Source organism: Kitasatospora sp. NPDC002551, assembly GCF_040296005.1.
Classification (GTDB): Bacteria; Actinomycetota; Actinomycetes; order Streptomycetales; family Streptomycetaceae; genus Kitasatospora.
Map to the genome: position 1 here is coordinate 55,278 of NZ_JBEOWI010000023.1, position 23,804 is coordinate 79,081.

At 75.2% G+C, this 23,804-nt stretch carries 23 protein-coding genes and 1 pseudogene; 12 read left to right on the forward strand and 12 right to left on the reverse strand.

The window, feature by feature from the left end; genetic code table 11:
* Positions 1-63: 63 nt before the first annotated feature.
* On the forward strand, positions 64-1,125 hold the full coding sequence (locus ABT093_RS20430; protein WP_350566164.1) for an ATP-dependent DNA ligase: 1,062 nt from the start codon (positions 64-66) through the stop codon (positions 1,123-1,125).
* A gap of 54 nt (positions 1,126-1,179) precedes the next feature.
* On the opposite strand, the gene ABT093_RS20435 is transcribed toward ABT093_RS20430, so the two are convergent.
* Entirely contained in the window at positions 1,180-2,658 is a 1,479-nt protein-coding gene (locus ABT093_RS20435; RefSeq protein WP_350566166.1) for a serine hydrolase domain-containing protein, read from the reverse strand.
* Positions 2,659-2,971: 313 nt separating this feature from the next.
* On the opposite strand from ABT093_RS20435, the gene ABT093_RS20440 reads away from it, so the two are divergent.
* The 5 genes from ABT093_RS20440 to ABT093_RS20460 all read left to right on the forward strand — a co-directional run bounded on the left by ABT093_RS20440 (position 2,972) and on the right by ABT093_RS20460 (position 8,694).
* Positions 2,972-3,865 carry an ATP-binding cassette domain-containing protein gene (locus ABT093_RS20440; RefSeq protein WP_350566286.1) on the forward strand — a complete coding sequence of 298 codons (894 nt, stop codon included), beginning with the start codon at positions 2,972-2,974 and terminating at the stop codon, positions 3,863-3,865.
* Positions 3,862-4,518 carry a hypothetical protein gene (locus tag ABT093_RS20445; RefSeq protein ID WP_350566168.1) on the forward strand — a complete coding sequence of 219 codons (657 nt, stop codon included), beginning with the start codon at positions 3,862-3,864 and terminating at the stop codon, positions 4,516-4,518. The genes ABT093_RS20440 and ABT093_RS20445 overlap by 4 nt, the downstream gene beginning before the upstream one ends.
* Positions 4,519-4,860: 342 nt before the next feature.
* A complete protein-coding gene (gene tdh / locus ABT093_RS20450; protein ID WP_350566170.1) occupies positions 4,861-5,889 on the forward strand; it encodes an L-threonine 3-dehydrogenase in 1,029 nt (342 codons plus the stop codon).
* A 44-nt stretch (positions 5,890-5,933) separates the two neighbouring features.
* A complete protein-coding gene (locus ABT093_RS20455) occupies positions 5,934-7,127 on the forward strand; it encodes a glycine C-acetyltransferase (protein WP_350566172.1) in 1,194 nt (397 codons plus the stop codon).
* 646 nt (positions 7,128-7,773) lie between these two features.
* Positions 7,774-8,694 (forward strand): LysR family transcriptional regulator, encoded by a 921-nt coding sequence (locus tag ABT093_RS20460; protein WP_350566174.1) that lies wholly within the window; start codon positions 7,774-7,776, stop codon positions 8,692-8,694.
* 16 nt (positions 8,695-8,710) lie between these two features.
* Here ABT093_RS20460 and ABT093_RS20465 read toward each other — a convergent pair whose 3' ends face one another.
* Complete coding sequence (locus ABT093_RS20465) at positions 8,711-9,235, reverse strand: hypothetical protein (RefSeq protein WP_350566176.1); 525 nt, start codon at positions 9,233-9,235, stop codon at positions 8,711-8,713.
* Positions 9,236-9,431: 196 nt separating this feature from the next.
* On the opposite strand from ABT093_RS20465, the gene ABT093_RS20470 reads away from it, so the two are divergent.
* Complete coding sequence (locus ABT093_RS20470; protein WP_350566178.1) at positions 9,432-9,953, forward strand: helix-turn-helix domain-containing protein; 522 nt, start codon at positions 9,432-9,434, stop codon at positions 9,951-9,953.
* A gap of 1 nt (position 9,954) precedes the next feature.
* On the forward strand, positions 9,955-10,299 hold the full coding sequence (locus ABT093_RS20475; RefSeq protein ID WP_350566180.1) for a hypothetical protein: 345 nt from the start codon (positions 9,955-9,957) through the stop codon (positions 10,297-10,299).
* Between the two features lie 301 nt (positions 10,300-10,600).
* Here ABT093_RS20475 and ABT093_RS20480 read toward each other — a convergent pair whose 3' ends face one another.
* The 5 genes and pseudogenes from ABT093_RS20480 to ABT093_RS20500 form a co-directional block, all read right to left on the reverse strand.
* A complete protein-coding gene (locus tag ABT093_RS20480; RefSeq protein WP_350566182.1) occupies positions 10,601-11,272 on the reverse strand; it encodes an ABC transporter ATP-binding protein in 672 nt (223 codons plus the stop codon).
* 13 nt (positions 11,273-11,285) lie between these two features.
* Positions 11,286-11,633: pseudogene (locus ABT093_RS20485) on the reverse strand (ABC transporter substrate-binding protein); the annotation flags it as partial.
* Positions 11,634-11,693: 60 nt separating this feature from the next.
* Positions 11,694-12,734 carry an NAD(P)-dependent alcohol dehydrogenase gene (locus ABT093_RS20490; RefSeq protein WP_350566184.1) on the reverse strand — a complete coding sequence of 347 codons (1,041 nt, stop codon included), beginning with the start codon at positions 12,732-12,734 and terminating at the stop codon, positions 11,694-11,696.
* Positions 12,735-12,820: 86 nt separating this feature from the next.
* Entirely contained in the window at positions 12,821-13,606 is a 786-nt protein-coding gene (locus ABT093_RS20495) for an SDR family NAD(P)-dependent oxidoreductase (RefSeq protein WP_350566186.1), read from the reverse strand.
* A gap of 56 nt (positions 13,607-13,662) precedes the next feature.
* Positions 13,663-14,370 carry a TetR family transcriptional regulator gene (locus ABT093_RS20500; RefSeq protein ID WP_350566187.1) on the reverse strand — a complete coding sequence of 236 codons (708 nt, stop codon included), beginning with the start codon at positions 14,368-14,370 and terminating at the stop codon, positions 13,663-13,665.
* 178 nt (positions 14,371-14,548) lie between these two features.
* Here ABT093_RS20500 and ABT093_RS20505 point away from each other — a divergent pair, with 178 nt between their 5' ends.
* The 3 genes from ABT093_RS20505 to ABT093_RS20515 all read left to right on the forward strand — a co-directional run bounded on the left by ABT093_RS20505 (position 14,549) and on the right by ABT093_RS20515 (position 17,494).
* Positions 14,549-15,751 carry an MFS transporter gene (locus ABT093_RS20505; RefSeq protein ID WP_350566189.1) on the forward strand — a complete coding sequence of 401 codons (1,203 nt, stop codon included), beginning with the start codon at positions 14,549-14,551 and terminating at the stop codon, positions 15,749-15,751.
* 119 nt (positions 15,752-15,870) lie between these two features.
* The gene (locus ABT093_RS20510; protein WP_350566191.1) at positions 15,871-16,440 is read left to right on the forward strand and encodes a hypothetical protein; all 570 of its coding nucleotides are present in this window, start codon (positions 15,871-15,873) and stop codon (positions 16,438-16,440) included.
* Positions 16,441-16,546: 106 nt separating this feature from the next.
* The gene (locus tag ABT093_RS20515) at positions 16,547-17,494 is read left to right on the forward strand and encodes a Gfo/Idh/MocA family protein (protein ID WP_350566193.1); all 948 of its coding nucleotides are present in this window, start codon (positions 16,547-16,549) and stop codon (positions 17,492-17,494) included.
* Positions 17,495-17,502: 8 nt separating this feature from the next.
* On the opposite strand, the gene ABT093_RS20520 is transcribed toward ABT093_RS20515, so the two are convergent.
* The 4 genes from ABT093_RS20520 to ABT093_RS20535 all read right to left on the reverse strand — a co-directional run bounded on the left by ABT093_RS20520 (position 17,503) and on the right by ABT093_RS20535 (position 22,082).
* The gene (locus ABT093_RS20520; protein WP_350566195.1) at positions 17,503-18,441 is read right to left on the reverse strand and encodes an NAD-dependent epimerase/dehydratase family protein; all 939 of its coding nucleotides are present in this window, start codon (positions 18,439-18,441) and stop codon (positions 17,503-17,505) included.
* Positions 18,442-18,521: 80 nt separating this feature from the next.
* Entirely contained in the window at positions 18,522-18,971 is a 450-nt protein-coding gene (locus ABT093_RS20525; RefSeq protein ID WP_350566197.1) for a hypothetical protein, read from the reverse strand.
* A gap of 256 nt (positions 18,972-19,227) precedes the next feature.
* Positions 19,228-20,598 carry a M14 family metallopeptidase gene (locus ABT093_RS20530; protein ID WP_350566199.1) on the reverse strand — a complete coding sequence of 457 codons (1,371 nt, stop codon included), beginning with the start codon at positions 20,596-20,598 and terminating at the stop codon, positions 19,228-19,230.
* Between the two features lie 128 nt (positions 20,599-20,726).
* A complete protein-coding gene (locus ABT093_RS20535; protein WP_350566201.1) occupies positions 20,727-22,082 on the reverse strand; it encodes a BTAD domain-containing putative transcriptional regulator in 1,356 nt (451 codons plus the stop codon).
* A 130-nt stretch (positions 22,083-22,212) separates the two neighbouring features.
* Between ABT093_RS20535 and ABT093_RS20540 the strand changes: the two genes are divergently transcribed.
* Positions 22,213-22,743: a hypothetical protein gene (locus ABT093_RS20540; RefSeq protein ID WP_350566203.1), complete on the forward strand. Its 531-nt coding sequence runs from the start codon at positions 22,213-22,215 to the stop codon at positions 22,741-22,743.
* Positions 22,744-22,847: 104 nt separating this feature from the next.
* Here ABT093_RS20540 and ABT093_RS20545 read toward each other — a convergent pair whose 3' ends face one another.
* Positions 22,848-23,528 (reverse strand): Tat pathway signal sequence domain protein, encoded by a 681-nt coding sequence (locus ABT093_RS20545; RefSeq protein ID WP_350566204.1) that lies wholly within the window; start codon positions 23,526-23,528, stop codon positions 22,848-22,850.
* Between the last annotated feature and the right edge of the window lie 276 nt (positions 23,529-23,804).

The following is a 23,804-nucleotide window of genomic DNA, read 5'->3' on the forward strand; positions in this document are numbered from 1 at the left end:
CCCCACGCTAAGGGCGCCCCGCCCGCCGCGCGCCCCGGAGCGTTCGGCGCGACGATCGGTCCCATGGACCTGCCCGTCATGCCACCCCTCGCCCCGATGCTCGCCAAGTCCGTCGCGAAGATCCCGCCCGGCATGCAGTACGAGGCCAAATGGGACGGCTTCCGCACCATCGTCTTCCGCGACGGCGACGAGGTCGAACTCGGCAGCCGCACCGGCAAACCCCTTACCCGCTACTTCCCCGAACTCGTCGAGGCCCTGCGCCGCGAGACCCCTGACCGCTGCGTCCTCGACGGCGAGATCGTCATCGCCCGCGACGGCCGGCTGCGCTTCGAGGAACTCCTCGAACGCATCCACCCCGCCGCCAGCCGCGTCGCCCTCCTCGCCGAACGCACCCCCGCCTCCTACGTCGCCTTCGACCTGCTCGCCCTCGGCGACGAACCCCTCCTCGACCAGCCCCTCGACGCCCGCCGCCGCGCCCTGGAAACCGCCCTCGCCGGCGCCGCCGACCCCGTCTTCACCGCCCCCACCACCACCGACCGCGACCTCGCGCAGTCCTGGTTCGCCCAGTACGAGGGCGCCGGCCTCGACGGCATCGTCGCCAAACCCCTCGACCAGCCCTACCGCCCCGGCGAACGCGCCATGTACAAGATCAAGCACGAACGCACCGCCGACTGCGTCGTCGCCGGCTACCGCGAACACAAGAGCGGCCCCGTCGTCGGCTCCCTCCTGCTCGGCCTGCACGACACCGAAGGACGCCTCCAGCACGTCGGCGTCTGCGCCGCCTTCTCCATGGCCCGCCGCCGCGAACTCGCCGAGGAACTCGCCCCGCTGCGCACCACCGACCTCGCCGCCCACCCCTGGGGCGCCTGGGCCGACGAGGCCGCCCACGCCGACGCCCGGCTGCCCGGCGCCACCAGCCGCTGGACCGGCGGCAAGGACCTCTCCTGGGTGCCGCTGCGCCCCGAACGCGTCGTCGAGGTCGCCTACGACCACATGGAGGGCACCCGCTTCCGGCACACCGCCCAGTTCCGCCGCTGGCGGCCCGACCGCACGCCCGGGAGCTGCACCTACGCGCAGCTGGAGGAGCCGGTCTCCTACGACCTGGCCCGGGTGCTCGGCACCTGACGCCGCGCCGGGCCGCCGGCCGCCCCGGCGCGGCCGAGCGCCCCGACGCGTGCCTCAGGCCTCCGACCGCTCGGCCGCCTCCTCCGCCGCCTGCTCCGCCGCCTGACCCGGCGACTGACCCGGCGGCGTCTGCGCCGGCGAGGCCGGCGGCTCGTCCCCCTCCGCCGGCGCGGCCGGCAGGTCGTAGACGTTCCCCGGAGAGACCACCTCCGTGATCGCCTTCGCGAACAGCGTCGACGGCGCCGAACCCCGGTACTCCACATCCGTGTTCAGCAGCACCACCAACGACGCCCGCGCCGACGGCAGGTACACCACCACCGACTGGTAACCCGGCAGCGAACCGTTGTGCCCGATCCACCCGTGGTTGTTGAACACCCCCAGCCCGTACCAGCTGCCCGGCACCTGCGAGGGCTGCTGCGCCAGGCGCTGCGCCTGCGTCTCCGGCTTCAGCAACGACCCGGTGGCCAGCGCCTTCGCCCACTTCTTCATGTCCCCCTGGTCCGAGATCGCCGCCCCCGCCGCCCAGCCCCAGGACGGGTTCCAGTCCGTGGCGTCCTGGATCGTCCCGTCCGCCGTCTGGTTGGTGTAGCCGCGCGCGTGCGGCTGCGGGAACGCGTTGTCCGTCGGGAACACCGTGCGGCCCAGATCCGCCGGCTCGAACACCTCCTTCTTCAGGAACTCCCCGAGCGTGCGCCCGGAGACCTTCTCGATCACCTGACCCAGCAGCACCGTGTTGGTGTTGGAGTACTCGAACTCCGCGCCCGGCGCGAAGTTCACCGGATGCCGGAACGCGTAGCCGACCAGCTGGTCCGGCGTGAACGCGCGCTGCGGATCCGCCTGCAGCGCCCGCACGAAGTCCTCGTCCTGGGTGTACGAGAACAGGCCGCTGCGCATGCTCGCCAGCTGCCGCAGCGTGATCAGCTCACCGTTCGGCACGCCCGTCAGGTACTTGCCGACCGGATCGTCCAGCCCCACCTTGCCCTGGTCCACCAGCCGGAGCACACCGGTGACCGTGAACGTCTTCGTCTCGCTGCCGATCCGCATGTTGAGGCCGGTCACCATCGCCGTGCCCGGCACCCGCTCGGACACCCCGAACGCCTTCAGGTACTCGCCCTGCGGCGTCGACACGTTGACGATCACGCCCGGCACCGAGGCCTGCGTCAGCACCCGGCCCACCGCGGCGTCCAGCCGCGCCGTCACGTCCGGCGTCAGCGGCAGCGCCGTCGGGTCCGCCGGGCCGGCCGGGGGAGTGGACGTCGTCGGCGACGGGCTCAGCGGCGTGGCGGTCCCCCCTGGCGAGCGGCTCCCCGTCGGGGAGGGGCTGGGCGACGCGGAGGGGCTCACGGTGGCCGTCGGGCTCAGCGCCGCCGGCTCGGCCGTCACCGCCCCGGCCGCCGCCGGCCCGGACGGCGAACCGCCCGAACAGCCGGCCGAGGCCAGCAGCCCGGCCATCGCCAGCAGCAGCGCCAGGGCCGGCCGGGCCGTCGAAGGCCCGGCGGCGGCGGTGGTTCGGCACATCACACGGTTCGTCATCTTCGGGCGCCTCTCTGGGCCGGACAGGCCCGGAGCAGCGCTCCACGGGCCCGCAAAGGGGGAGCGATCGCCACCGTATGCGCCCCCGCCGGGCCCCGCGCGCCCACCGGCCGCCCGCTGGACCGAACGGACCCACCCGTCAGCCACCCGTCCCAACCCCGCTCGCGCCCCCGCGCCGCACACCCCCGCCCGCCACGGCCCGCCCATTGCCCGCCCCCGCCCCATGACCCGCCCCCGCCCCATGACCCGCCCCCTACCCGCACCCGCGTAAGGTGCGCACCGCCGGGGACGACGGGAGGGGACCACCGAAGTGCTGCACTGCGAAGCCGTCGGCAAACGCTACGGACGAGGACCCTGGATCCTGCGCGAGGTCGACCTGTCCCTCGCCCCCGGCGACGTCCTCGCCGTCCTCGGCGCCAACGGCTCCGGCAAATCCACCCTGCTGCGCATCCTGGCCGGCCTCACCCGCCCCACCACCGGCCGCCTCACCGGCCCCGCCACCACCCGCCGGGCCGCCGTCGGCTACGTCCCCGACCGCTTCACCGCCCACCCGCGCCTCACCGCCGCCGGCTACCTCACCCACCTCGGCCGCATCCGCGGCCTGCCCACCGCCACCGCCCGCCACCGCGCCGGACAACTCCTCGACCGGCTCGCCCTCGTCGGCGGCCCCGACACCGCCCTGCGCACCCTCTCCAAGGGCAACGCCCAGAAGATCGCGCTCGCCCAGGCCCTGCTCGTCCCACCCGACCTGCTGGTGCTCGACGAACCCTGGTCCGGCCTCGACGCCGCCGCGCACGCCGTCCTCGCCGAGCTCATCACCGAGACCGCCGCCGACGGCGGCGCCGTCGTCTTCACCGACCACCGCGAAGCCGTCGCCGGCGCCCACGCCACCACCACCCGCGCGATCGCCGACGGCCGGCTGACCCGGCACGCCGAACCCGCCCCCGGCCCCGGGGCACCACCCGCCGAGATCGTCCTCCGGGAAACCGGCCAAGGTCCCTCATCCGGCCCCGACTGGCAGACCCTGCCCGGCGTCCTCGCCCTCACCCGCCGCGGCCCCGAACTCCACCTGCGCGTCGACCGGACGCACGCCGACGCCGTCCTGCTCACCGCCCTGAACCACCACTGGTCCGTGCACGCCGTCACCCGCCCCGCACCGCCGCCCGCCCCCGCGGCCCCGCCCGCCCCGAGGACCACCAGCCGATGACCGCCCTCGTCCGCTACCAGCTCACCACCCTCCTGCTCTCCCAACGCCACCTCGCCCCGCTGCTCCTGTTCACCGGCCTCGTCACCGTCCTCACCAGCAACGACACCGGCCCGCTCACCGCCGCCCACGGCGCGGCCGCCGCCGCGATGCTGCTCGCCGCCACCTGGCTCACCATGGCCCTCACCGGAATCGAGGACCGGCCCCACCGCGCCCTGCTCACCGCCGCCACCGGAAGCCACCGACGCCTGCTCACCGGCACCGTCCTCACCGCCCTCCTCGCCTGCCTGCCCCTCACCGCCCTCGGCCTCGCCCTGCCGCTGCTCGTCGGCACCCACACCCCCACCACCGCCGACCTGCTCCTCGGCACCGAGACCCAGCTCACCTGCGCCCTCACCGGCACCGCCGTCGGCCTGCTCAGCTCCCGGCCACTGGTCCGCCGCCCGGGCCACGGGCTGCTGCTCGCCCTCGCCCTCCTGCTCGCGCTCACCGTCACCAAGGGCCTGCCCCCGGTCAACCTGCTGCTCACCCGGCTCTCCGCCCACCACCGCGCCGCCGACCTGCTCGCCTCCACCGCCCTGCTGCTCGCACTCGCCGCCGCCCTCCTCGCCGCCGCGACCGCCCTCGCCCACACCGTCGCCGCCCGCCGCGACTGACCCCCGGACGCGGGGCTCGCGCCCACCGGCGCAGCGCCCCGCGCGCCCCGGACACGCCCCGCGCGCTACGCCGTCGGAGTGCCGACCGGCACGCCGCGACGGCCCCCGACGCCCGCTCGGGCACGATCGTTTAGCCGAGCTGTCGCGGCCCTTAAGAATTCCTCGATGGACCGCACCCCCTCCCACCAGGCAGATTTCTGCCTGCCCGGCATGCGGACACCGGAAGCGGTCCCGCAGCCCCCGGCCCCGCCGGGACCCGTCGACCCCCGGGGCCGCCACCCACCGGGCCCCGTCGGCCTGCCCACACCAGGCCGCCCCCACCGTGCGTCAGGAGCCACCGCCGTGAAGGCACTCGTCAAGCAGAACGCCGAACCCGGACTCTGGCTCGTGGACGTCCCCACCCCGGTGATCGGCCCCGGCGAGGTCCTGATCAAGGTGCTGCGCACCGGCATCTGCGGCACCGACCTGCACATCCGCAAGTGGGACGGCTGGGCCCAGCAGACCATCAGGACCCCGCTCGTCCTCGGCCACGAGTTCGTCGGCGAGGTCGCCGAGATCGGCGCCGGCGTCGCCGACATCGCGGTGGGCGACCTGGTCAGCGGCGAGGGCCACCTGGTCTGCGGCAAGTGCCGCAACTGCCTGGCCGGCCGCCGCCACCTGTGCCGCAACACCGTGGGCCTCGGCGTCAACCGCGACGGCGCCTTCGCCGAGTACGTGGCCCTGCCCGCCTCCAACGTCTGGGTCCACCGGGTGCCCGTCGACCTCGACGTCGCCGCGATCTTCGACCCCTTCGGCAACGCCGTGCACACCGCGCTGTCCTTCCCGCTGGTCGGCGAGGACGTCCTGGTCACCGGCGCCGGGCCGATCGGCATCATGGCCGCCGCCGTCGCCAAGCACGCCGGCGCCCGCAACGTGATGATCACCGACGTCTCGCCCTACCGCCTCGACCTCGCCCGCAAGGTCGGCGTCTCGCTGGCGCTCGACGTCTCCGAGCACACCATCGAGGAGGGCCAGCAGAAGCTCGGCCTGCGCGAGGGCTTCGACGTCGGCCTGGAGATGTCCGGCCGCCCCGAGGCGCTCCAGTCGATGATCGCCAACATGACCCACGGCGGCAAGATCGCGATGCTCGGCCTGCCCGCCGAACAGTTCCCGATCGACTGGTCCTCCGTGGTCACCTCCATGCTCACCATCAAGGGCATCTACGGCCGCGAGATGTTCGAGACCTGGTACGCGATGTCCGTGCTGCTGGAGGGCGGCCTCGACCTCAGCCCCGTGATCACCGGCCGCTACCCCGCCGCCGACTTCGAGGCCGCCTTCGACGAGGCGGCGAGCGGCCGCTGCGGCAAGATCATCCTCGACTGGACCGCCTGAGCCCCGCGCTCGCCCGCCCGTTGCCACCCCGCTTAGGAGCAGCTGTGTTCGACACCGTGCGCGACGACCTCGCCGCCACCATCGAGGAGATCCGCGAGGCCGGCCTCTTCAAGCCGGAGCGCGTCATCGGCACCCCGCAGAGCGCCGCCGTCACCGTCACCGCCGGCGGCACCCCCGGCGAGGTGCTCAACTTCTGCGCCAACAACTACCTCGGCCTCGCCGACCACCCCGGGGTGCTCGCCGCCGCCAAGGACGCCCTCGACCGCTGGGGCTACGGCATGGCGTCCGTCCGCTTCATCTGCGGCACCCAGGACGTGCACAAGGAGCTGGAGGAGCGCCTCTCCGCGTTCCTCGGCCAGGAGGACACCATCCTCTACTCCTCGTGCTTCGACGCCAACGGCGGCGTCTTCGAGACCCTGCTCGACGAGCGCGACGCCGTCATCTCCGACGCCCTCAACCACGCGAGCATCATCGACGGCATCCGCCTGTGCAAGGCCCGCCGCCACCGCTACGCCAACCGCGACCTCGCCGACCTCGAGCAGCAGCTCAAGGAGAGCCAGGACGCCCGCCGCCGCCTGATCGTCACCGACGGCGTCTTCTCCATGGACGGCTACGTCGCGCCGCTGCGCGAGATCTGTGACCTCGCCGACCGCTACAACGCCATGGTCATGGTCGACGACTCGCACGCCGTCGGCTTCGTCGGCGCGAACGGGCGCGGCACCCCCGAGCTGCACGGCGTGATGGACCGCGTGGACATCATCACCGGCACGCTGGGCAAGGCGCTCGGCGGCGCCTCCGGCGGCTACGTGGCCGCGCGCCGCGAGATCGTCGCGCTGCTGCGCCAGCGGTCGCGGCCGTACCTGTTCTCGAACTCGCTCGCGCCGGTGATCGCGGCCGCCTCGCTGAAGGTGCTGGACCTGGTCGAGCAGTCGAACGAGCTGCGCGAGCGGCTGGCGGCCAACACGGCGCTGTTCCGCTCGAAGATGACCGAGGCGGGCTTCGAGATCCTGCCCGGCGACCACCCGATCGCCCCGGTGATGATCGGTGACGCCGCCAAGGCCGGCCGCCTCGCCGAGCTGCTGCTGGAGCGCGGCGTCTACGTGATCGGGTTCTCCTACCCGGTCGTGCCGCACGGCAAGGCCCGGATCCGCGTGCAGCTCTCCGCGGCGCACACCACCGAGGACGTCGAGCGCGCGGTGGCGGCCTTCGTCGACGCCCGCGCCGCCCTGGGCGAGTAGCCGCCCGCCCCCCGATCGCCCGTGGCGCGTCCGCTCGGAACCGGACGCGCCACGGGCTCGCCAGCCGCCGTGCGGTGGAGGCCGGACCGGCCCGCCTCCACCGCACGGCACCCAAGACCACCTGCCCCACCCTCCCGCGACGGGTGTGGGAAGTCGGCCCGTCCGACTTCCCACTCCCGTTCGCGGTTTTCCGTGCCCGCTTCTCCTGCCTCACCCGCTGCCCGCCGAGCTCTTTGCAAAGTGCTCGCATACTTTGCAAAGAGCTCTCGGCGGCGCCGTGGAGCCACCTGGCCCCTGCCGCACAGGGGATCTGCCCCCCTCACCTGCTCACTCGCTTTGCAAAGTTCGCACTTTGCAAAGTGCGAGGGCGAACCGGCAGATGCCGGAGTCCGGCCTGCGCGAGAAGCCGCCCGGCCCGCCCGCTGCGGCCCGGCCTGCGCGAGACGCCGCCCGGCCCGCCCGCAGCGGCCCCGGCCGACCGGCCCGCCCTCGACACCCTCGCCCGCCGCGAGGCCCCGCCCCGCCGCCGCGGTCGGCCTCCGGAACAGGAAGTCGGCGGGGCCGACTTCCTACTCCGGTCGCGTCTTCTTCACCGTTTCGTCACCCCCGCCCCGCCGGCCGCACCGGCGCTGGCAGAATTGGGGCTGTGATCGACGCGAGACGGCTGCGGACCCTGCGAGCGGTGGCGGACCACCGGACGGTGACCGCCGCGGCGGCCGCGCTCTACCTCACCCCCTCCGCCGTCTCGCAACAGCTGGCCGCGCTGGAGCAGGAGACCGGCCACCACCTGCTGGCCCGCGAGGGCCGGGGCGTGCGGCTCACCGCCGCCGGGGAGATCCTGCTCGGTCACGCCGACGCCGTGCTCGCCCAGCTCGAACGCGCCGAGGCCGACCTCGCCGCCTACAGCGCGGGCGTGTCGGGCGAGGTCACCGTGGCCTCCTTCGCCACCGGCATCTCGCTGGTCCTCGCCCCCGCGATCGGCCTCCTGGCCGCGCGCGCGCCGGGCGTGCGGCTCAAGGTGCTCGACGCCGAGGGCGACGCCAGCCTGCCGATGGTCCTGGACGGGCGCGCCGACCTCGCGATGGCCGTCGAGTACCGCGGCGCCCCGCGCGCCGACGACGCCCGCCTGACCCGCGTCCCGCTCTACGCGGAACCCTTCGAGGCGGTGCTGCCGCTCGACCACCCGCTGGCCGCCGGCGAGGGCCCGATCGCGGTCGCCGACCTCGCCGACCAGCCGTGGATCGGCCCCTACCCGGGCAACCCCTGCCACGACGTGGTGCTGCTGGCCTGCGAGCACGCCGGCTTCCAGCCGCGCCTGGTGCACTCCTCGGACGACTTCCGCGCCGTCGTCGCCCTCGCCTCCGCCGGGGCGGGCGTGGCGCTGGTGCCGCGCTCGGCGCTGCTCGGCGTCGACCTGGCCCGGGTCGCCGTCCGCCCCGTCGACAGCGCGCTCGCCACCCGCCGCGTCTTCGCCGCCGTCCGGGCCGGTGCCGACGGGCACCCGCTCCTCCGCCCCGTCCTGGACGCGCTGGCCGACGCCGCCCCCGGCACCCCCGCGGGGCCGTGACGGCGGCGGCCGGCCGTCAGACCTCGAAGAGCGGCTCGTAGGGCAGCGAGTCCGGGGTGAAGATCAGCGTGAACGCCTCGCCGGCGCCCGTGACGACCTCGCGCAGCCGCGCCAGGGCCTCGGCCTCGGTGGGCAGTTCCAGGCCGAGTGCGGCGGCCGCCCGGTCCCGCCCGGCCGTCAGGTCGGGCATGTCCTCCAGGTGCCGGGCACGCGCCCGCTCGCTCTCCTCCTCGGAGAACGTGGGGCAGTCCCGCCACCACGGCACGACCAGCAGCAGCCGCAGCAGCTCCGGCAGCCCGACGGCGAGCAGCGCCGCCTGGCCCTCGGAGTCGGCGTACAGGACCGGGCGTTCCTCGCCGCCGTCGCCGCAGAAGTAGAAGCTGCCCCCGGCGCCGTCCCCGGCGAACCCCTCCAGCGCCGCCCCCGACGCGAGGTGGACCTCCTCGACGTGCTCCCCGCAGTCCAGGTCGAAGTCGCCCGGCCACGCCAGGAACCGGGCGGCCTCGTCGTGCTCGGTGATGGCGGTGATCAGTGATGACATGCGGGACACGGTAGCGCCGGGGGCCGACAACGGGCCGGTGCGGTGCGCGTTCTCCGGGCCGCCCGCCCTCTTGCCGGGCTCCGGTGCGGGCGTCAGCATGAGGGCACCGCAGTGATGTGCCGTCGGAGGGGGGATCCTGTCGATGGATGGTGGGGATCCGGTGTGTCCGGCGTGCGGGACGCCCCGTGCGTCAGGGGTGTCGCCGCTGCCGGCGGCGGCCGCGCTGCCGCTGACCGGGGCGCTGACACCGCGCGAACGGGCCGTGCTGCACCTGCTGGGCCTCGGATACGACAACAGGTCGATAGCCTGCGAACTCCATATCAGCGAACGCACCGTCAAACGGTTCGTCACCGCCATTCTGGCGAAACTGGGACTCCGGTCAAGACTGCAGGCCGGACTGCTCGCGCTGATTCTCACGGCGTCCGTCCCCCCGCCGCCGGCCGAGGGCGGTGCCTGGCCCAAGAGTCTCATGGACGGGCCCCCGGGCGGCGGTGATGATGACCGGCTGTCCGAGAAGGAGGGGACCATGACATTCGACGCCCTCGACGCCCTCCGGCAGGCGGGCAATCCGGTCGACCTGCTGACCCTGGAGCAGCGGGACGTGCTGTCCCGGCTCACCGAGGACGAGGTGGCCGTCCTCAATTCCGTCAAACAGCGGCTGGACGCCGTTTCGGACGCCGAGGTGGAAGGGCGTTCCTTCGTCATCAAGTTGGCGTGAGATGACGGTTGGATTCGGGATTCTCGGGCCGCTCCGCGTGCTCGCGAACGGCCGGGAACTCGACGCGGGCCCGCCGGAGGCCGCCGCCGCGACCCGCGTCCTGGCCGCGATGAACCTGCGCTACGGCGCCTTCGACTTCCTGCTCAGCGCGGGCACCCCGGTCTTCCTGGAGGTCAACCCGGACGGCGACTGGCGCTGGGCCGAGCGCCCCACCCACGGCACCCCGGTGACCGCCGCCGTCGCCGCGATGCTCACCACGCTCCACCGCGCGGCGGTCCGCGACCTGCCCGGCGCCGCGCGGTGGCGCCGGTCCGGGCCCGGGCGTGGACGGTGCGGAACGGGGTAGCCGCGTGCGGGAACGCAGCCGTGGACCCGGGAAGGAGCGACCCCGCCGTGGGAACACCGCCGAACGACCCCGTACCGCCCAGCCCCACCCCGCCGCCCGGTCCGGGACCGGCCCCGGGCCCCGGTCCACTGCCCGGTCCGGTGCCCGGCCCCGGCGGGCCGGACCCGGTGCCGCCCGGCCCGCCGCCGCTGCAGCCCGATCCGCCGCCCCCGCCCGCGCCCCGCCCGGAGCCGCGCCCGCACCCGGGACCGCTGCCCGGCCCCGGCCCGGCGCCCGAACCGGTCACCCGCGCCGCGGGTGCTCAGCGCGCCGCCTCGCCGAGATGGGCGGCCCGCACCCGCGGATCGTCCAGCAGCTCGGCCGCCGGGGCGCTCATCACGATCGACCCGGTCTCCAGCACGTAGCCGCGGTCGGCGAGCCTGAGCGCCTGGGCGGCGTTCTGCTCGACCAGCAGCACGGTCGTCCCCTGGGCGTTGATCTCCCGCACGATGTCGAAGATCTGCGCGACGACCAGCGGGGCCAGCCCCATCGACGGCTCGTCCAGCAGCAGCAGGGTGGGCCGCCCCATCAGCGCGCGTCCGATCGCGAGCATCTGCTGCTCGCCGCCGGACAGCGTGCCGGCCTCCTGGGCGCGGCGCTCGGCCAGCACCGGGAACAGGGCGAAGACCCGGTCGAGCTCCGCCCGCGGGGTGCGGCGGAAGCGGTAGGCGCCCATGTCGAGGTTCTCCCGGACGGTCATCGCCGGGAACACCCGCCGCCCCTCGGGCGCGTGCCCGATCCCGAGGCCGGCCACCTCGTGCGGCGGGACGCCGTCCACCCGGACGCCCCGGAAGCGGATCTCGCCGCCGCGGGGCCGCAACAGGCCCGACACCGCCTGCAGGGCGGTGGTCTTCCCGGCCCCGTTGGCGCCCAGCAGGGTGACCACCTCGCCCTCCCGGACCAGGAACTGCCAGAAGTGGTCGGTGAGGCACATGGGACGGCGCGGGTCACTCGGCGACCAGCTTGTCGACCGTGCCGAGCGCGGCGATCCTGCCGTTCCTGACCTCGTAGACGTAGACACCCTTCTCGGTGACCTCGCCGTCGGGCTGGAACCTGATCTCCTTGGTGAGCCCCTGGTGGTCCACGGTGCGCAGGCCTTCGACGACCTTCTGGCGGTCGATGTCGGCGCCGAGCGACGCCATCACCTGGATGAGGGCGTTGGCGGCGTCGTAGCTCTCCGGGGAGTAGGTGCCCGGGGGCTGGTGGGCGAGCGCGGTGTAGTCGTCGACGAACCGCTTGGCCGCCGGGTCGGCGGAGGACGCCGCGGACAGGCACGCACAGGTCATCCGCCAGCCCTCGGCGGCGGCGCCGCGCCGGGGAGCGGTCCCGTCGGCGCGGCGCCGGGGCGCGGGCGGTCAGCCGTGCGGCAGGATGACGGCCCGGCCGTTGACGAGGCCCGCGTGCAGGCGCTCGTAGGCCAGCGGCGCGTCGTCGATGCCGTAGGTCTCCACGTGCACGTCCAGGGTCCCGGCGCGGGCGAGGTCAAGCACCTCGATCAGCTCGTCGCGGGTGCCCCAGTAGGGCGAGGCCACCGAGACCTCGTACGGGAGGCTGCCGAAGCCCACGGGCAGGGTGCCGCCGCCGATGCCGACGATGGTCACGTCGCCCTCGACGGCCGCCATCGCGCCGGCGGCGGCCGTGGTCGGCGGGGCGCCGACGAAGTCCAGCACCACCTGGGCGCCGACCCCGCCGGTGAGTTCGCGCACCGTCGCGGCGGCCGCGGCGTCGGAGAGCACCGTCTCGTGCGCGCCGACGGCGCGGGCCAGGGCGAGCTTCTCCTCCGTCACGTCCAGCGCGACCACCCGGGCGGCGGTCATCGCGCGCAGCAGCTGGATCGCGACGTGGCCGAGCCCGCCGGTGCCGATCACCACGGCGGTGCTGCCGGGCAGCAGCTTGCCCAGCGAGCGCTTGATCGCGTGGTAGGGCGTCAGCCCCGCGTCGGTCAGCGGCACGGCCCGCACCGGGTCGAGGCCGCCCAGCGGCACCAGGTGGCGCGGGTCGTCGACGAGCAGGTACTCGGCCATCGCGCCGGGCGCGCCGAGGCCGGGCGGACGGATGCCGAGCTCGGCCGCGCGCAGGCAGTAGTTCTCCTTGCCCTGCGCGCAGGTGAGGCAGCGTCCGCAGCCCCACGGGCCGTAGACGGCGACGGCCTCGCCCTCGCTCAGGCCGCTCACCCCGGCGCCGAGCGCGGCCACGGTGCCGACGCCCTCGTGCCCGAGGGTGAGCGGCAGCGGGAATCCCAGCCGCTCGGCGGGCATGCTCATCACGGCGATGTCGGAGTGGCAGACCCCGGCGGCGGTGACCTTCAGCAGGACCTGCCCGGGGCCGGGCTCGGGGGTCGGGACGGTGACCACCTCGGGGGCGGCGCCGATCGTGCGGTACTGGACGGCCTTCATGCGGGTACTCCATTCCCTGGTGATCCGTGTGCGCACCTTCGGTGCGCGCGTGCCCCCGTGTCGGAAACGCCGGACGGCCGGCGAGGTCAGCGGGCCGCGTAGGCGCCGTCGACCAGGTGGTAGCTGCCGTGGACGAAGGAGGCCCGGTCGGACAGCAGGAAGGCGGTCAGCTCGGCGACCTCCTCGGCGCGGCCCAGCCGGCCCGCCGGGTGCAGCGCGATCAGCGCCTCGCGGGCGGCCTCGTCGGCGCCGCTCAGCAGCGGGGTGTCGATGAAGCCCGGGCCGACCGCGTTGATCCGCACGCCCTGCGCGGCGTACTCCAGCGCGGCGGTCTTGGTCAGGCCGACGACACCGTGCTTCGCGGCGGCGTACGCGGGCGAGCCGGCGAAGCCGTTGGTGCCCAGGATGGAGGCCATGTTGACCACCGCGCCGCCGCCGGCCGCCAGGATGGCCGGGATCTCGTGGCGCAGCGAGTAGAAGACGCCGTCCAGGTTGGTGGCCAGCACCCGGCGCCACTCCTGCGGGTCGTAGGCGCCGGTCGGCGCGGTCGCGCCCGCGACGCCGGCGTTGTTGACGGCCAGGTGCAGGGCACCGAGGCCGGCCACGGTGGCCTCGACGCCGGCGCGCACCGACTCCGGGTCGGTCACGTCCATCTCGACGGCCAGGGTCCGCGCCCCCTCGGCCTCCAGGGCGGCGGCGGCCTGGCGGGCACCTTCGGCGTGGAAGTCCGCGACGGCGACGGAGGCGCCGCCGGCGGCCAGGCGCCGGGCGACGGCGAGGCCGATGCCGGAGGCGCCGCCGGTGACCAGCGCGACGCGGCCGGTGAACTCCTGCGGGTGGGCGGTGCCGGTGGTGTCGGGGGTGGTGGTCATGGTGGTGCTCCTTCGGTGCGGTCGCGCCGGGGGCGGCGCGGGGTGGTGCGGGTGGTTCAGGCTGCCGCCGGGTCCGGGTCCGGGTCCGGGTCCGGAGTCGGGGTCGGCGGCGGTTCGGCGGTGAGCGCCGCGAAGGCCTGCTCCAGCAGCTCGGGCAGGTCGTCCGCGCCGCCGTCCGCCCCGCCGCCGTCCGGTGCTCCCGGTGCCGGCCGGCGGACCCAGGCGCGGGCGGCGGCCTGCAGCGCCGCGACTCCGAGCCCGATCGCCACCGCCGGGCGCAGGTCGCGCTCGGCGTCCAGCCCCAGCCGTTCGGCGGCGATCCGGATGGACGCCTCCTCGGCGTCCACGCAGATCCGGCGGTAGGCGGCCGTCAGCGAGGGCTCGCGGGCGATCAGCGCGAACAGCTCGCGCATGTCCGGGCGGCGGTGCCAGGCCGGCTCGGCGCCGTCCCGCAGCCAGGCGCGCAGGGCCGCCCGGTAGGCGGTCAGCGGGGTCTCGTCCGCCGGGCGGGCGGCCAGGGCCGCGTTGATCCGGTCGAAGTCCGCCCGCAGGCAGTCCAGCACGGCGTCCTCCCGGGACGGGAAGTACCGGCTGAACGTGCGCCGGGAGACGTCGGCCAGCTCGGTGACGTCCTCCACCGCGACCGCCGCCAGGCCCCGGTCCAGGACCAGCCGCAGCGCGGCGCCGGCCAGCGACTCCCGGGTGCGCCGGGCCTTGCGCCCGCGCCGGCCGCCGGCGGCCGCCTCGTCCTTCTCGATGCTCACGCTCCCCACCGTACACCCGGAAAATGTCTCAATGGGACAGAAGTCCCCCTGGGACATTTCCGTGTCGCCGCGGCCCCCGCCGCAGCGTCGCCGCGCCCCCCGCCGCCCAGGCGGCCATTCGGCGCAGCCCGCCGCCGCCGACCCGGCCCCGGCCCGGAGACCCGCCTACCGTGAACTGATGACCGATCGTCCGACCGGGCGGCCGCCCGCCGCGCGCCGCCGGGCCTACCTCGGGGCCGCCGCCGCCTTCGCCGTCTGCATGGCGGGCACCACCCTGCCCACCCCGCTCTACGGCCTGTACCAGGAGGAGATCGGCTTCTCCGAACTGATGGTCACGGTCGTGTTCGCCGTCTACGCCTTCGGCGTCATCGCCGTCCTGCTGCTCGTCGGCAACGTCTCCGACACCGTCGGACGCCGGCCCGTCCTGCTCTGCGGCCTCGCCTTCGCGGCCTGCAGCGCCGTCGCCTTCCTCGCCGTGGGCGGCCTGCCGATGCTCTGCCTCGGCCGGCTGTTCTCCGGCCTGTCGGCCGGCCTGTTCACCGGCACCGCCACCGCCTACGTGCTGGAACTGGCCCCGCCCGGGCGCCGGGCCCGGGCCGGGTTCGCCGCGACCGCCGCCAACATGGGCGGCCTCGGCTGCGGACCGCTGCTGTCGGGCCTGCTCGCCGAGTACGCGCCGCACCCCCTGGTGCTGCCGTTCGTCGTGCACCTGGTGCTGCTCGCCGGGTCGTTCACCGTCATGTGGTTCCTGCCGGAGACCGTCGAGGGCCCCCGCCCGCTGCGCACCGCCCGCCCGAACCGGCCCTCGCTGCCGCCGGAGGTCCGCGGCGTGTTCGTCCCGGCGGGCCTCGCCGCCTTCGCGGGCTTCTCGCTGCTGGGCGTCTTCACCTCCGTCAGCCCCGCCTTCCTCACGGAGGGACTGGGCGTCCACAACCGCGCGGTCATCGGGCTGATCGTCTTCACGGCCTTCTTCGCCTCCACGCTCGGCCAGCTCCTGGTGCCCCGGCTGGGCACCGCCCGGGCCATCCCGCTGGGGTGCCTGGTGCTGATCGCGGGCCTCGCCCTGCTGGCCGCCTCGCTCGCCTGGGACACCCTGCCGCCGCTGGTCCTCGCGGCCCTGGTGGGCGGGGCCGGCCAGGGCATGGGCCTGCGCGGCGCGGTCGGCGAGATCGCCGCCGTCGCCCCCGCCGAGCACCGCGGCGGCGCGCTCTCCGCCCTCTTCGTCGTCGCCTACTTCGGCATCTCGATCCCGGTCATCGGCATCGGCCTGCTCGCCCAGCCGATCGGCCTGTCCGAGGCGGGCGTGGTCTTCGCCGGCTGCATGGCGGTGCTCGCCGCCGCCTCCGGCCTCTACCTGCTGCGCGCGGGGCGCACCGGGTGATCCCGGGGCGTGCCCGTTTTCGGGGTGGGTCGAAGGGCTTTGCCCGGCCGGATCGCGCGCCGTGAGACTTTCCGAGGCAACAGGCCATTCGGAGAAGTGACCCGAGGAGAGTGTCCGTCATGAGCATCGCGCGTTCCCTCGTCCCCCGCGCCGGCGTCGCGCTGGGCGCCGTCCTGATGGCGACCGGGCTGCTGGGCGCACCCGCCCAGGCCGCCGACGGCGTCCCCGCCCCCGCCGCCGTCACGGCCGCCGCGGCTCCCGGGGCCGCCGCGGCCCCCGCTTCCGACGCCAACCAGACGGTCATCCAGGCCACCGCCGGCCTGAGCCGCGGCCAGAGCTGGTCCTCGCCCGACGGCAGCACCGTCCTGTACCAGCAGTACGACGGGCACGTCGTCCTCTACAAGAACAACGTCGCGATCTGGACCGCCGTGGGCACCTACGGGGTCGGCACCTACTTCTACGTCCAGGACGACGGCAACCTCACCGCCTACGACGCCGCCTGGCGCCCCCTCTGGGAGAGCCGCACCGGCCGCCACCCCGGCGCCTACCTGGCCATCCAGAACGGCGGCAACCTGGTCGTCTACTACGGCAGCACCCCCCTCTGGTGGTCCAACTACCACCCCGGCGGCACCGGCCCGATCGACCCCGACCCCGAGTGCACCCCCACGACCCACCAGCTCTGCCCCTGACCTCCCCTTCCGGGCCGGACGCGGACCGGACGGTCCGCGTCCGGCCCGGTCGCGCCCCGGTCGTAGGGTGAGGGCCGACACCGGCTCACGCACCCGTGGAGATCTGATGAGTTCGACCGCTGTTCCCGAGGCCCCGCTTGTTCCCGAGGCCCCGCTCCCGGTCGGGGTGATCGGGCTCGGTGACATCGCGCAGAAGGCCTACCTGCCGGTCCTCGGCGCGCTGCCCGGCCTGGACCTGCGGCTGATGACCCGCGACGGCGCCAAGCTGGACCGGCTCGGCGAGACGTACCGGATCGCGCCGGAGCGGCGGTTCACCGACCTCGGCCGGCTGGTCGACAGCGGCATCCGGGCGGCCTTCGTGCACGCGGCGACCGACCAGCACGTGCCGATCGTCGAGCAGCTGCTCACGGCGGGCGTCGACGTCTACGTGGACAAGCCGCTCGACTACACCCTCGACGGCGCCCGCCGCCTGGTCGACCTTGCCGACCGCACCGGCAGCTCCCTGGCGGTGGGCTTCAACCGCCGCCACGCCCCCGGTTACGCCCAGGCCCTGGAGCGGCCGCGGGACCTCATCGTGCTGCAGAAGAACCGCGAGGGCCTGCCCGAGACCGCCCGCACCCTCGTCTACGACGACTTCATCCACGTCGTCGACACCCTGCGCTTCCTGGCCCCCGGCGAGATCGAGCACGTCGACGTCCGCGCCCGGGTGCGCGACGGCCTGGTCGACCACGTCGTCCTCACCCTCGCCGGGGACGGCTTCACGGCCCTCGGCATCATGAACCGCCGCTCCGGATCGACGGAGGAGGTCCTGGAGGTCTCCGGCGCCGACTCCAGGCGCGAGGTCCACAACCTCGCCGAGGTGATCGACCACCGCGGCCAGCCCACGGTCCGCCGCCGCGGCGACTGGGTGCCCGTCGCCCGCCAGCGCGGCATCGAACAGGTCGTCCTCGCCTTCCTCACCGCCGTGCGCACCGGCACCCGCGCCGACGCCCACGACGCCCTGCGCACCCACGAACTGTGCGAACTCGTCGTCGAACGCATCGAGGCCGTCTGAGCGCCGTCTCAGGCCAGGGCCCGGCGGTCGCGCCACCAGGTGGCGGTGGTGCGGAGCTGGGTGTCCAGGGGGGTGGGGCGGGTGGTGAAGGTGGTGGTCCAGGCGGTGGTGTCGATGGTGAAGGGACGGTCGAACTGGTAGCGGGTCTCGCGCAGTTCGCGCAGGAGGGGGGAGAAGAAGCCGGCCAGGGCGAGGGCGGCGGGGTGGAGGCGGCGGACGGGGACGGGGGAGACGCCGGCCTCGGCGGCGAGGAGGTCGATCATGCGGCGGATCGGGAGGGCGGGGGCGGTCGGGGCGTGCCAGGCCCGGCCCCAGGCGCGTTCGTCGGTGGCGGCCTCGGCCAGCGCGCGGGCCACGTCGGGGAGGTAGGTCCAGCTGTGCGGGGCGTCCGGGTCGCCGAGCACGGAGACGGGCTTGCCGGCCAGAAGGCGGGGGACGACGCGCGAGGCCAGATGGCCGCCGTCGGTCACGCCGGGGCCGAAGAAGTCGGAGGCGCGGACCTCGACCGCGCGGATCCGGCCCGCCTCGTGCAGCGCCCGGGCCCGCTCCCAGAGCGAGGCGCGCAGCCGCCCCTTCGGCCCGGTGGCGGCGAGCGGGAGGTCCTCGGTGAGCGGGCCGTCCACCGGGCCGTAGCCGTAGAGGTTGCCGAGCATGACGAGCACGGCGCCGGTCGATTCGGCGGCCGCGCAGAGCGAGGCGTGCAGCGGCGGCCAGTCGGTCGTCCAGCGGGGCAGCGGCGGGGCGGCGCAGCTGTGGAGGGCGGCGGCGCCGCGCACGGCCTCGGTCAGCCGCGCGGTGTCGGTGGCGTCCAGCGCCAGGTGCTCGATGCCGGACCCGGCCGGGCGGCCGGACCGGGTGACCACCCGGACCGTGTGGCCCCGGTCGGCCAGCAGGCGGGCGGTGGCCGCTCCGGCGGGCCCGTGTCCGACGATCACATGAAGACTCATCGGCACACCATAGAGGGCGCGGCCCGGCCCGGTGGACGGGCCGGGCCGCGCGGCTGGGACCGGGAGCGGTCTCAGCGGTCTCAGCAGGGGACGACGACCGAGACGGTCGCCGGCGACGGCGGCCAACCGCCGTTGTCCACGCTGAAGTTGGCGGTCACCGTGCTGCCGCAGGTGGCGGTGGTGTTGATCTCGCCGACGTAGATGCCGCCGGAGGGCACCAGGGCGGTCGTGTAGACGGGCGGGCCCGGCGGAAGGCCGGGGGCGGTGCCGGAGATCTTGAAGCCGACGTTCTGGGGGACCCAGGCCGGGTTGGTCGGGTAGGCGTGTCCGTAGAGGCGGACCTGGAGGCCGTTGACGTCGATACAGGCGCGGGTCTGCAGCAGGCCGGGCGCGCCCGGAGTTCCGCAGGTGGTGAAGGGTCCGGGCGGACCGGTGGGGGTGGGGGCGGCGACGGCGGCCGGGGCGGCGGCGGTCAGCGCGGCGAGGACCGCGGCGCCGGCCAGGGTGGCGGCGGTGCGACGACGGTGCATGGGTGGGTTTCCTCCCTGTGGACAGCGCGTCCGACGGCAAGGCCGGACGCTCTGTGACATGTCACATCGTTCTGAGGTCATGGTGGCACCCGAACGGCGGTCCGGTCCGTCCGATGGTCCGAATGACCGGACGACGCCCTTCCGTTGGCCTGATCGAGGTGGCATGCTCCTTGCCCCGCAGGAAAGACGCCGCCCGCCCGGACGCCTGCTGTCCGGACGGGCGGCTCGGTCCCGGCGAACGTGGTCGCCCGGCGGTTCAGTTGGCGATGCCGCAGTACTGCTGCTGCTTGCCGATCGCGCGGTAGACGCAGTCGGCCGTCTCCACCAGCCGCAGCACGGCCTCCCGGTTGCGGCTGGTCTCGCGCCCGATCACCTCGTCGGGCGGGTAGAAGCCGCTGGCGCCGTTCGGCCCGGGGTACATCTCGAAGGTGTAGGCGAAGATCCGCTGCGCGCCCCACAGCCAGTCGTCGATCGACCCGTCGGTGATGTAGAGGTCGCTCGACTGCTCGGGCGTGTAGCCGTTGGTGGCGGCCATCGAACGGCCCAGCGTGGCGAAGGTGTTGTACTCGTCGGCGGTCATGCCGGTGGTGGTGTTGGCGGTGGTCCAGCCGAACGGCCAGAGCACCAGTTCGCTGTAGGTGTGGAAGTCGATCGCCGAGGTGATCTGCTGCTTGCCGCCCACCACCCGGCTGCGGACGAAGTCGGCGACCACCCTGGTCTCCTTGGCGGACTCCGGCGCGCTGCCCCGGTAGGTCTCGCTCCCGGTGGAGCCGGAGGAGCCGCCGCAGCAGCCGAACTTGTAGTCCCAGTTGCGGTTGAGGTCGGTGCCGACGCTGCTGCTGCCCGGGTTGGGCTGGCGGTCCTTGCGCCAGCTGCGGTAGCGGCCGGTGGCGATGTCGTACTCGCCGCCGTCCGGGTTGAGGTCCGGGACGATCCAGATCTCCCGGGTGTCGACCGCGTTCGCGATCCGGCCGTCGGTGGCGTACTTGTCGCCGAACTCGTGCAGCAGGTAGAGCGACATCTCGACGGTGAGGTGCTCGCGGGCGTGCTGGTGCGCGGTGAACAGCACCTCGGGCTCGTTCTCGTCGGTGCCGACGTTGTCGCTGATCTTGACGGCGACGATCGGCCGGCCCTCGTAGGAGGTGCCGATGACCCGCTTGCTCATGATGGCGGGGTGCGCGGCGACGACGGCGTCGATGTCGGCCGCGGCCTCCGCGTGGTTGTGGTAGCCGGAGTCGGCGGACGGGAAGTCGTACAGCGCCGCGCCGACGCCCTCCCGGCCGGGCTCGGCGCCGTACCGGGGGATCGGCAGCGGGGCGGGCGACCAGCCGAGCGCGCGCAGCCGGGCGGCCTCGGCGGGGGTGGCGGTGACGGTGAGCGAGTCGGGCCGGACGGCGTCCACCGAGGCACCGGTGGCGGCGACGGCGGTGCGTTCGGCGACGGTCCGGGGGCCGTCGAGGCGGTACTGCCGGGCGGCCTCGGAGCCGGCCTCGGAGCCGCTCCCGGAGCCGGCGACGGGACCGTCGGCCGGCTGGGCGGTGGCCTGGGAGGTGAGGGGGACGGCGAGGGCGAGGGCCAGCAGGACGGCGGTGGCCGCGGCGGGCTTCCCTCGGCGGGGCAGTCGCATGACTGTCCTCCTGTGGGGGGTCCGTAGGGACGGAACGGTGGAGGAGGTGCGGCGCCGCGAGCACGATGGTCCGTCAATGTCATGCATTCGTCAAGGAGTTGAGCGAAGCGGGCGCGCGGAGTCCGGAATCAGGGCGCAGCGCGCCCGGCCGGCGCCCCGCAGGTCGCCAGACTGCACCAGCGCCGCCGCCCGCCCGCGTCCAGGAACAGCCAGCCGCAGTCCGCGCTCGGGCAGCGCTGGACGGTCAGCCGGCGCGGCTCGGCCAGGAGTTCGGCGGCCGCCCGGGCGGCGGCGTACAGCGGCAGCCGCAGCCCGGCCGACGGCGGCAGCCGCCACCGCGCCAGGCCGTCCTCGCCCCGGGTGAACTCCGCCGCGCGGGTGGCGAGCCGGACCACGGCGGCGACCTCCCCGAAGGCCGCCCCGTCCTGCGGATCGGTCAGGCAGGCGTACAGCGCCGAGCGGAACGCGCGGGCCTCGGCCAGGACGGCCGCCGCCTCGTCCGGGCGCCGCGCGGCCTGCCGGAGCAGCGCCTCGACCAGCGGCTGCTCCGCGAGGTCCTGGTGGCCCGCCCAGACCGCGAGCGTCGAGTAGCCGCGCAGCCAGTCCGACCCGGGCAGCGGGTCCGGGGCGCCCCAGCCGGCGAAGGTGTTGCAGAACTCCAGCGCCGGGTGGCCGCCCGCGCTCCACGGCAGCCACTCCTCGCCCACCCGAACCGCGTACAGCGGCGCCGGCGGCCGGTCCAGCCGCGGGTCGGCGCGCAGGATCCGCTCGTGCAGCGCGGCCAGTTCGGCGCCCGGCTCCACGCCCAGCGTCTCCACCAGCGTCCGCCGGGTGTGCCGGTACAGGGCCAGCGCCTCGCCCTGCCGGCCCGCCCGGTACAGGGCCGTCATCGCGGCGCGCACCAGCCGCTCCCGGGGCGGCAGGCCGTCCAACTCGCCGTCCCGGAGCGGGAGATCGGCGAGCAGCCGGTCGTGGCGGCCCATCGCCAGCAGCAGTTCCGCCCGCTGCTCCAGGGCCGACAGCCGCAGCTGGAGCAGCCGCCCGCCGATCCGCCCGCGCAGCGCCTCGTCGGCGACGTCCGCGAGCAGCGGCCCGCGCCAGAGCGCGAGCGCCCGGTCGTGGCAGCGCAGCCGCTCGGCCGGGTCGCCGGTCGCCGAGGCGCGGGCCGTGAGGTCGAGGAACTCCCGGACGTCCAGGCCGTGGTGGCCGGGCGCGAGGGCGTACCCCTCGTGCCGGGTCTCGATCAGCACGCCGTGCGGGCGCAGCCGGGCGCGCAGCCGGCCGATGTAGGTGTGCACGGTGCCGCGCGCGGAGGCGGGCGGGCTGCCGTGCCAGAGCAGGTCGATCAGCCGCTCGGTGGCGACCACCCGGCCGTCCTCCAGCAGCAGGACGGCCAGCAGGCACCGCTCCTGGCGGCGCGCGCCGGCCAGGACGGGCTCGCCGTGGTGGTCGGCCCCGAACGGGCCGAGCAGTCGGAACTCCATGGCGGGCCACCCTACGGCGGGGCGCCGCGCCGCGCGGGGGCAGCTGACGATCGGCGATGGTGAGAATCCGGTCAGCGGCCGCTGCCAGGCTGGCCGCCGACCAGTCCGACGCACCATCAGGAGACCGACCATGCGCCGCATCCCCCTGCGACTCGCGACCGCCGCCGCTGCCGCCCTCACCGCCCTGGCCGGCGGTCTCGCCGCCGCCCCCGCCGCCGGTGCCGCCGCCCGCGGCGGCTGGGAGCCGTGGCCCTCGCCGTCCTTCGACCTGCCAGCCGGCAGCCGCTGCGACTTCCCGGTGCACCTCGAACCCGTCGTCGACCGCGTCGAGCGCCACGTCCTGTCCGCCGAGCCCGACGGCACCGTCCGCCGCGTCGCCTACCGCGGCGCCCTGGTCATGCGGCTCACCAACACCCTCACCGGCGCCCACCACGACGCCGACGCCGGCGGCCGCTCCCTCGTCGACTACCGCCCCGACGGCTCCCAGACCTGGCGCGCCCACGGCCCGATCCTGCTCGGCTTCGGCACCGGCGCCGGCACCCTCCCCCGCGACCTCTACACCGTCGACGGCGTCTACACCATCGGCATCAGCCCCACCGGCTACCGCACCCTCACCCTCACCCACGGCACCGCCGACCCCCTCTGCGCCAAGATCGCCTGACCGGCCGGCCCTGCGTCCGTGCCCAGGGCCGGTAGGAACACGCACCGGCCCGGGAGCGGTGGGCGGGGGCGCACCGCTCGCGGGCCGGTGGGGTGGGTGGGGGGTCAGTTGACGGTGACCGCCGGGGCGCCGGGCTGGGTGGAGTCGGTGACCGGGCCGTAGGCGGCGGAGAAGTAGCCCTCGCCGGGGCAGAGGGCGGAGCCGCCGCTCTTGACGAAGTGGGCGTTGCGGAAGACCAGGGCGTGCGCGGTGTTGTCGGCGGTGCCGGCGAAGGCGCCGCTGAGCTGGTAGGTGCAGGTGAGGGTGCCGAACCAGCTGTTCAGCACGGCCGAGGCCTGGATCGGTCCGGCCGGGCCGGCGGTGAGGGCGACCGGGAGGCCGGCGGCGTCGCTGACCGCGACGTTGTAGGCGAGGTTGCCGACCGTGAGGCTCTTCACCGAGGTGACGCCGGTGACGTTGGAGGTGCACGAGCCGAAGGTCAGGCCGGTCAGCGAGGCGGTGGCGGTCCCCGGCGCGGCGGGGTTGCCCAGGACCTTGGCGGTGAGCGGCGAGACGCCGCAGAAGACGCCGGTGGAGCCGGTGGTGTCCGAGGAGAAGGTCGCGCGGGTGCCCGCGGCGAGCGGGGCGAGCAGGACGTCCCCGACGGCGACGGCCGTGCCGCCGGCGCCTCCGGTGGTCAGCACCGGCCCGGCGGCGACCGGCGCCGCGGCGGGGGTCGCGGACGCCGGGAGGGCGCCGACGGTCAGCGTCGCGGCGGCCGCGGCCAGGGCAAGACAGGGGTGCATGCGCATGAGGGGGCCTCGTTCTCGGTGGGGGGCGAGCGGGCGGACGTCCCGGAACAGGGGCCGTGGGGGCCGGCGTCCGGGAGTTGACTACGTTGTAGAGCGGTGTCCGCGCACCGTCAAGGAGTGGCACGGCAGTTGTTGACAATTCGTCAGCAACACCTGTCGGGAGTCTTGCCAGGGCCACCGGGTGCTCCCTACCGTCGAGTAGCGCCCACGCCGACCCCCGTCGTCCCGCACCTCGTGCGCCCCGTGGGCCGCGCACGCGCCAAGGAGCCG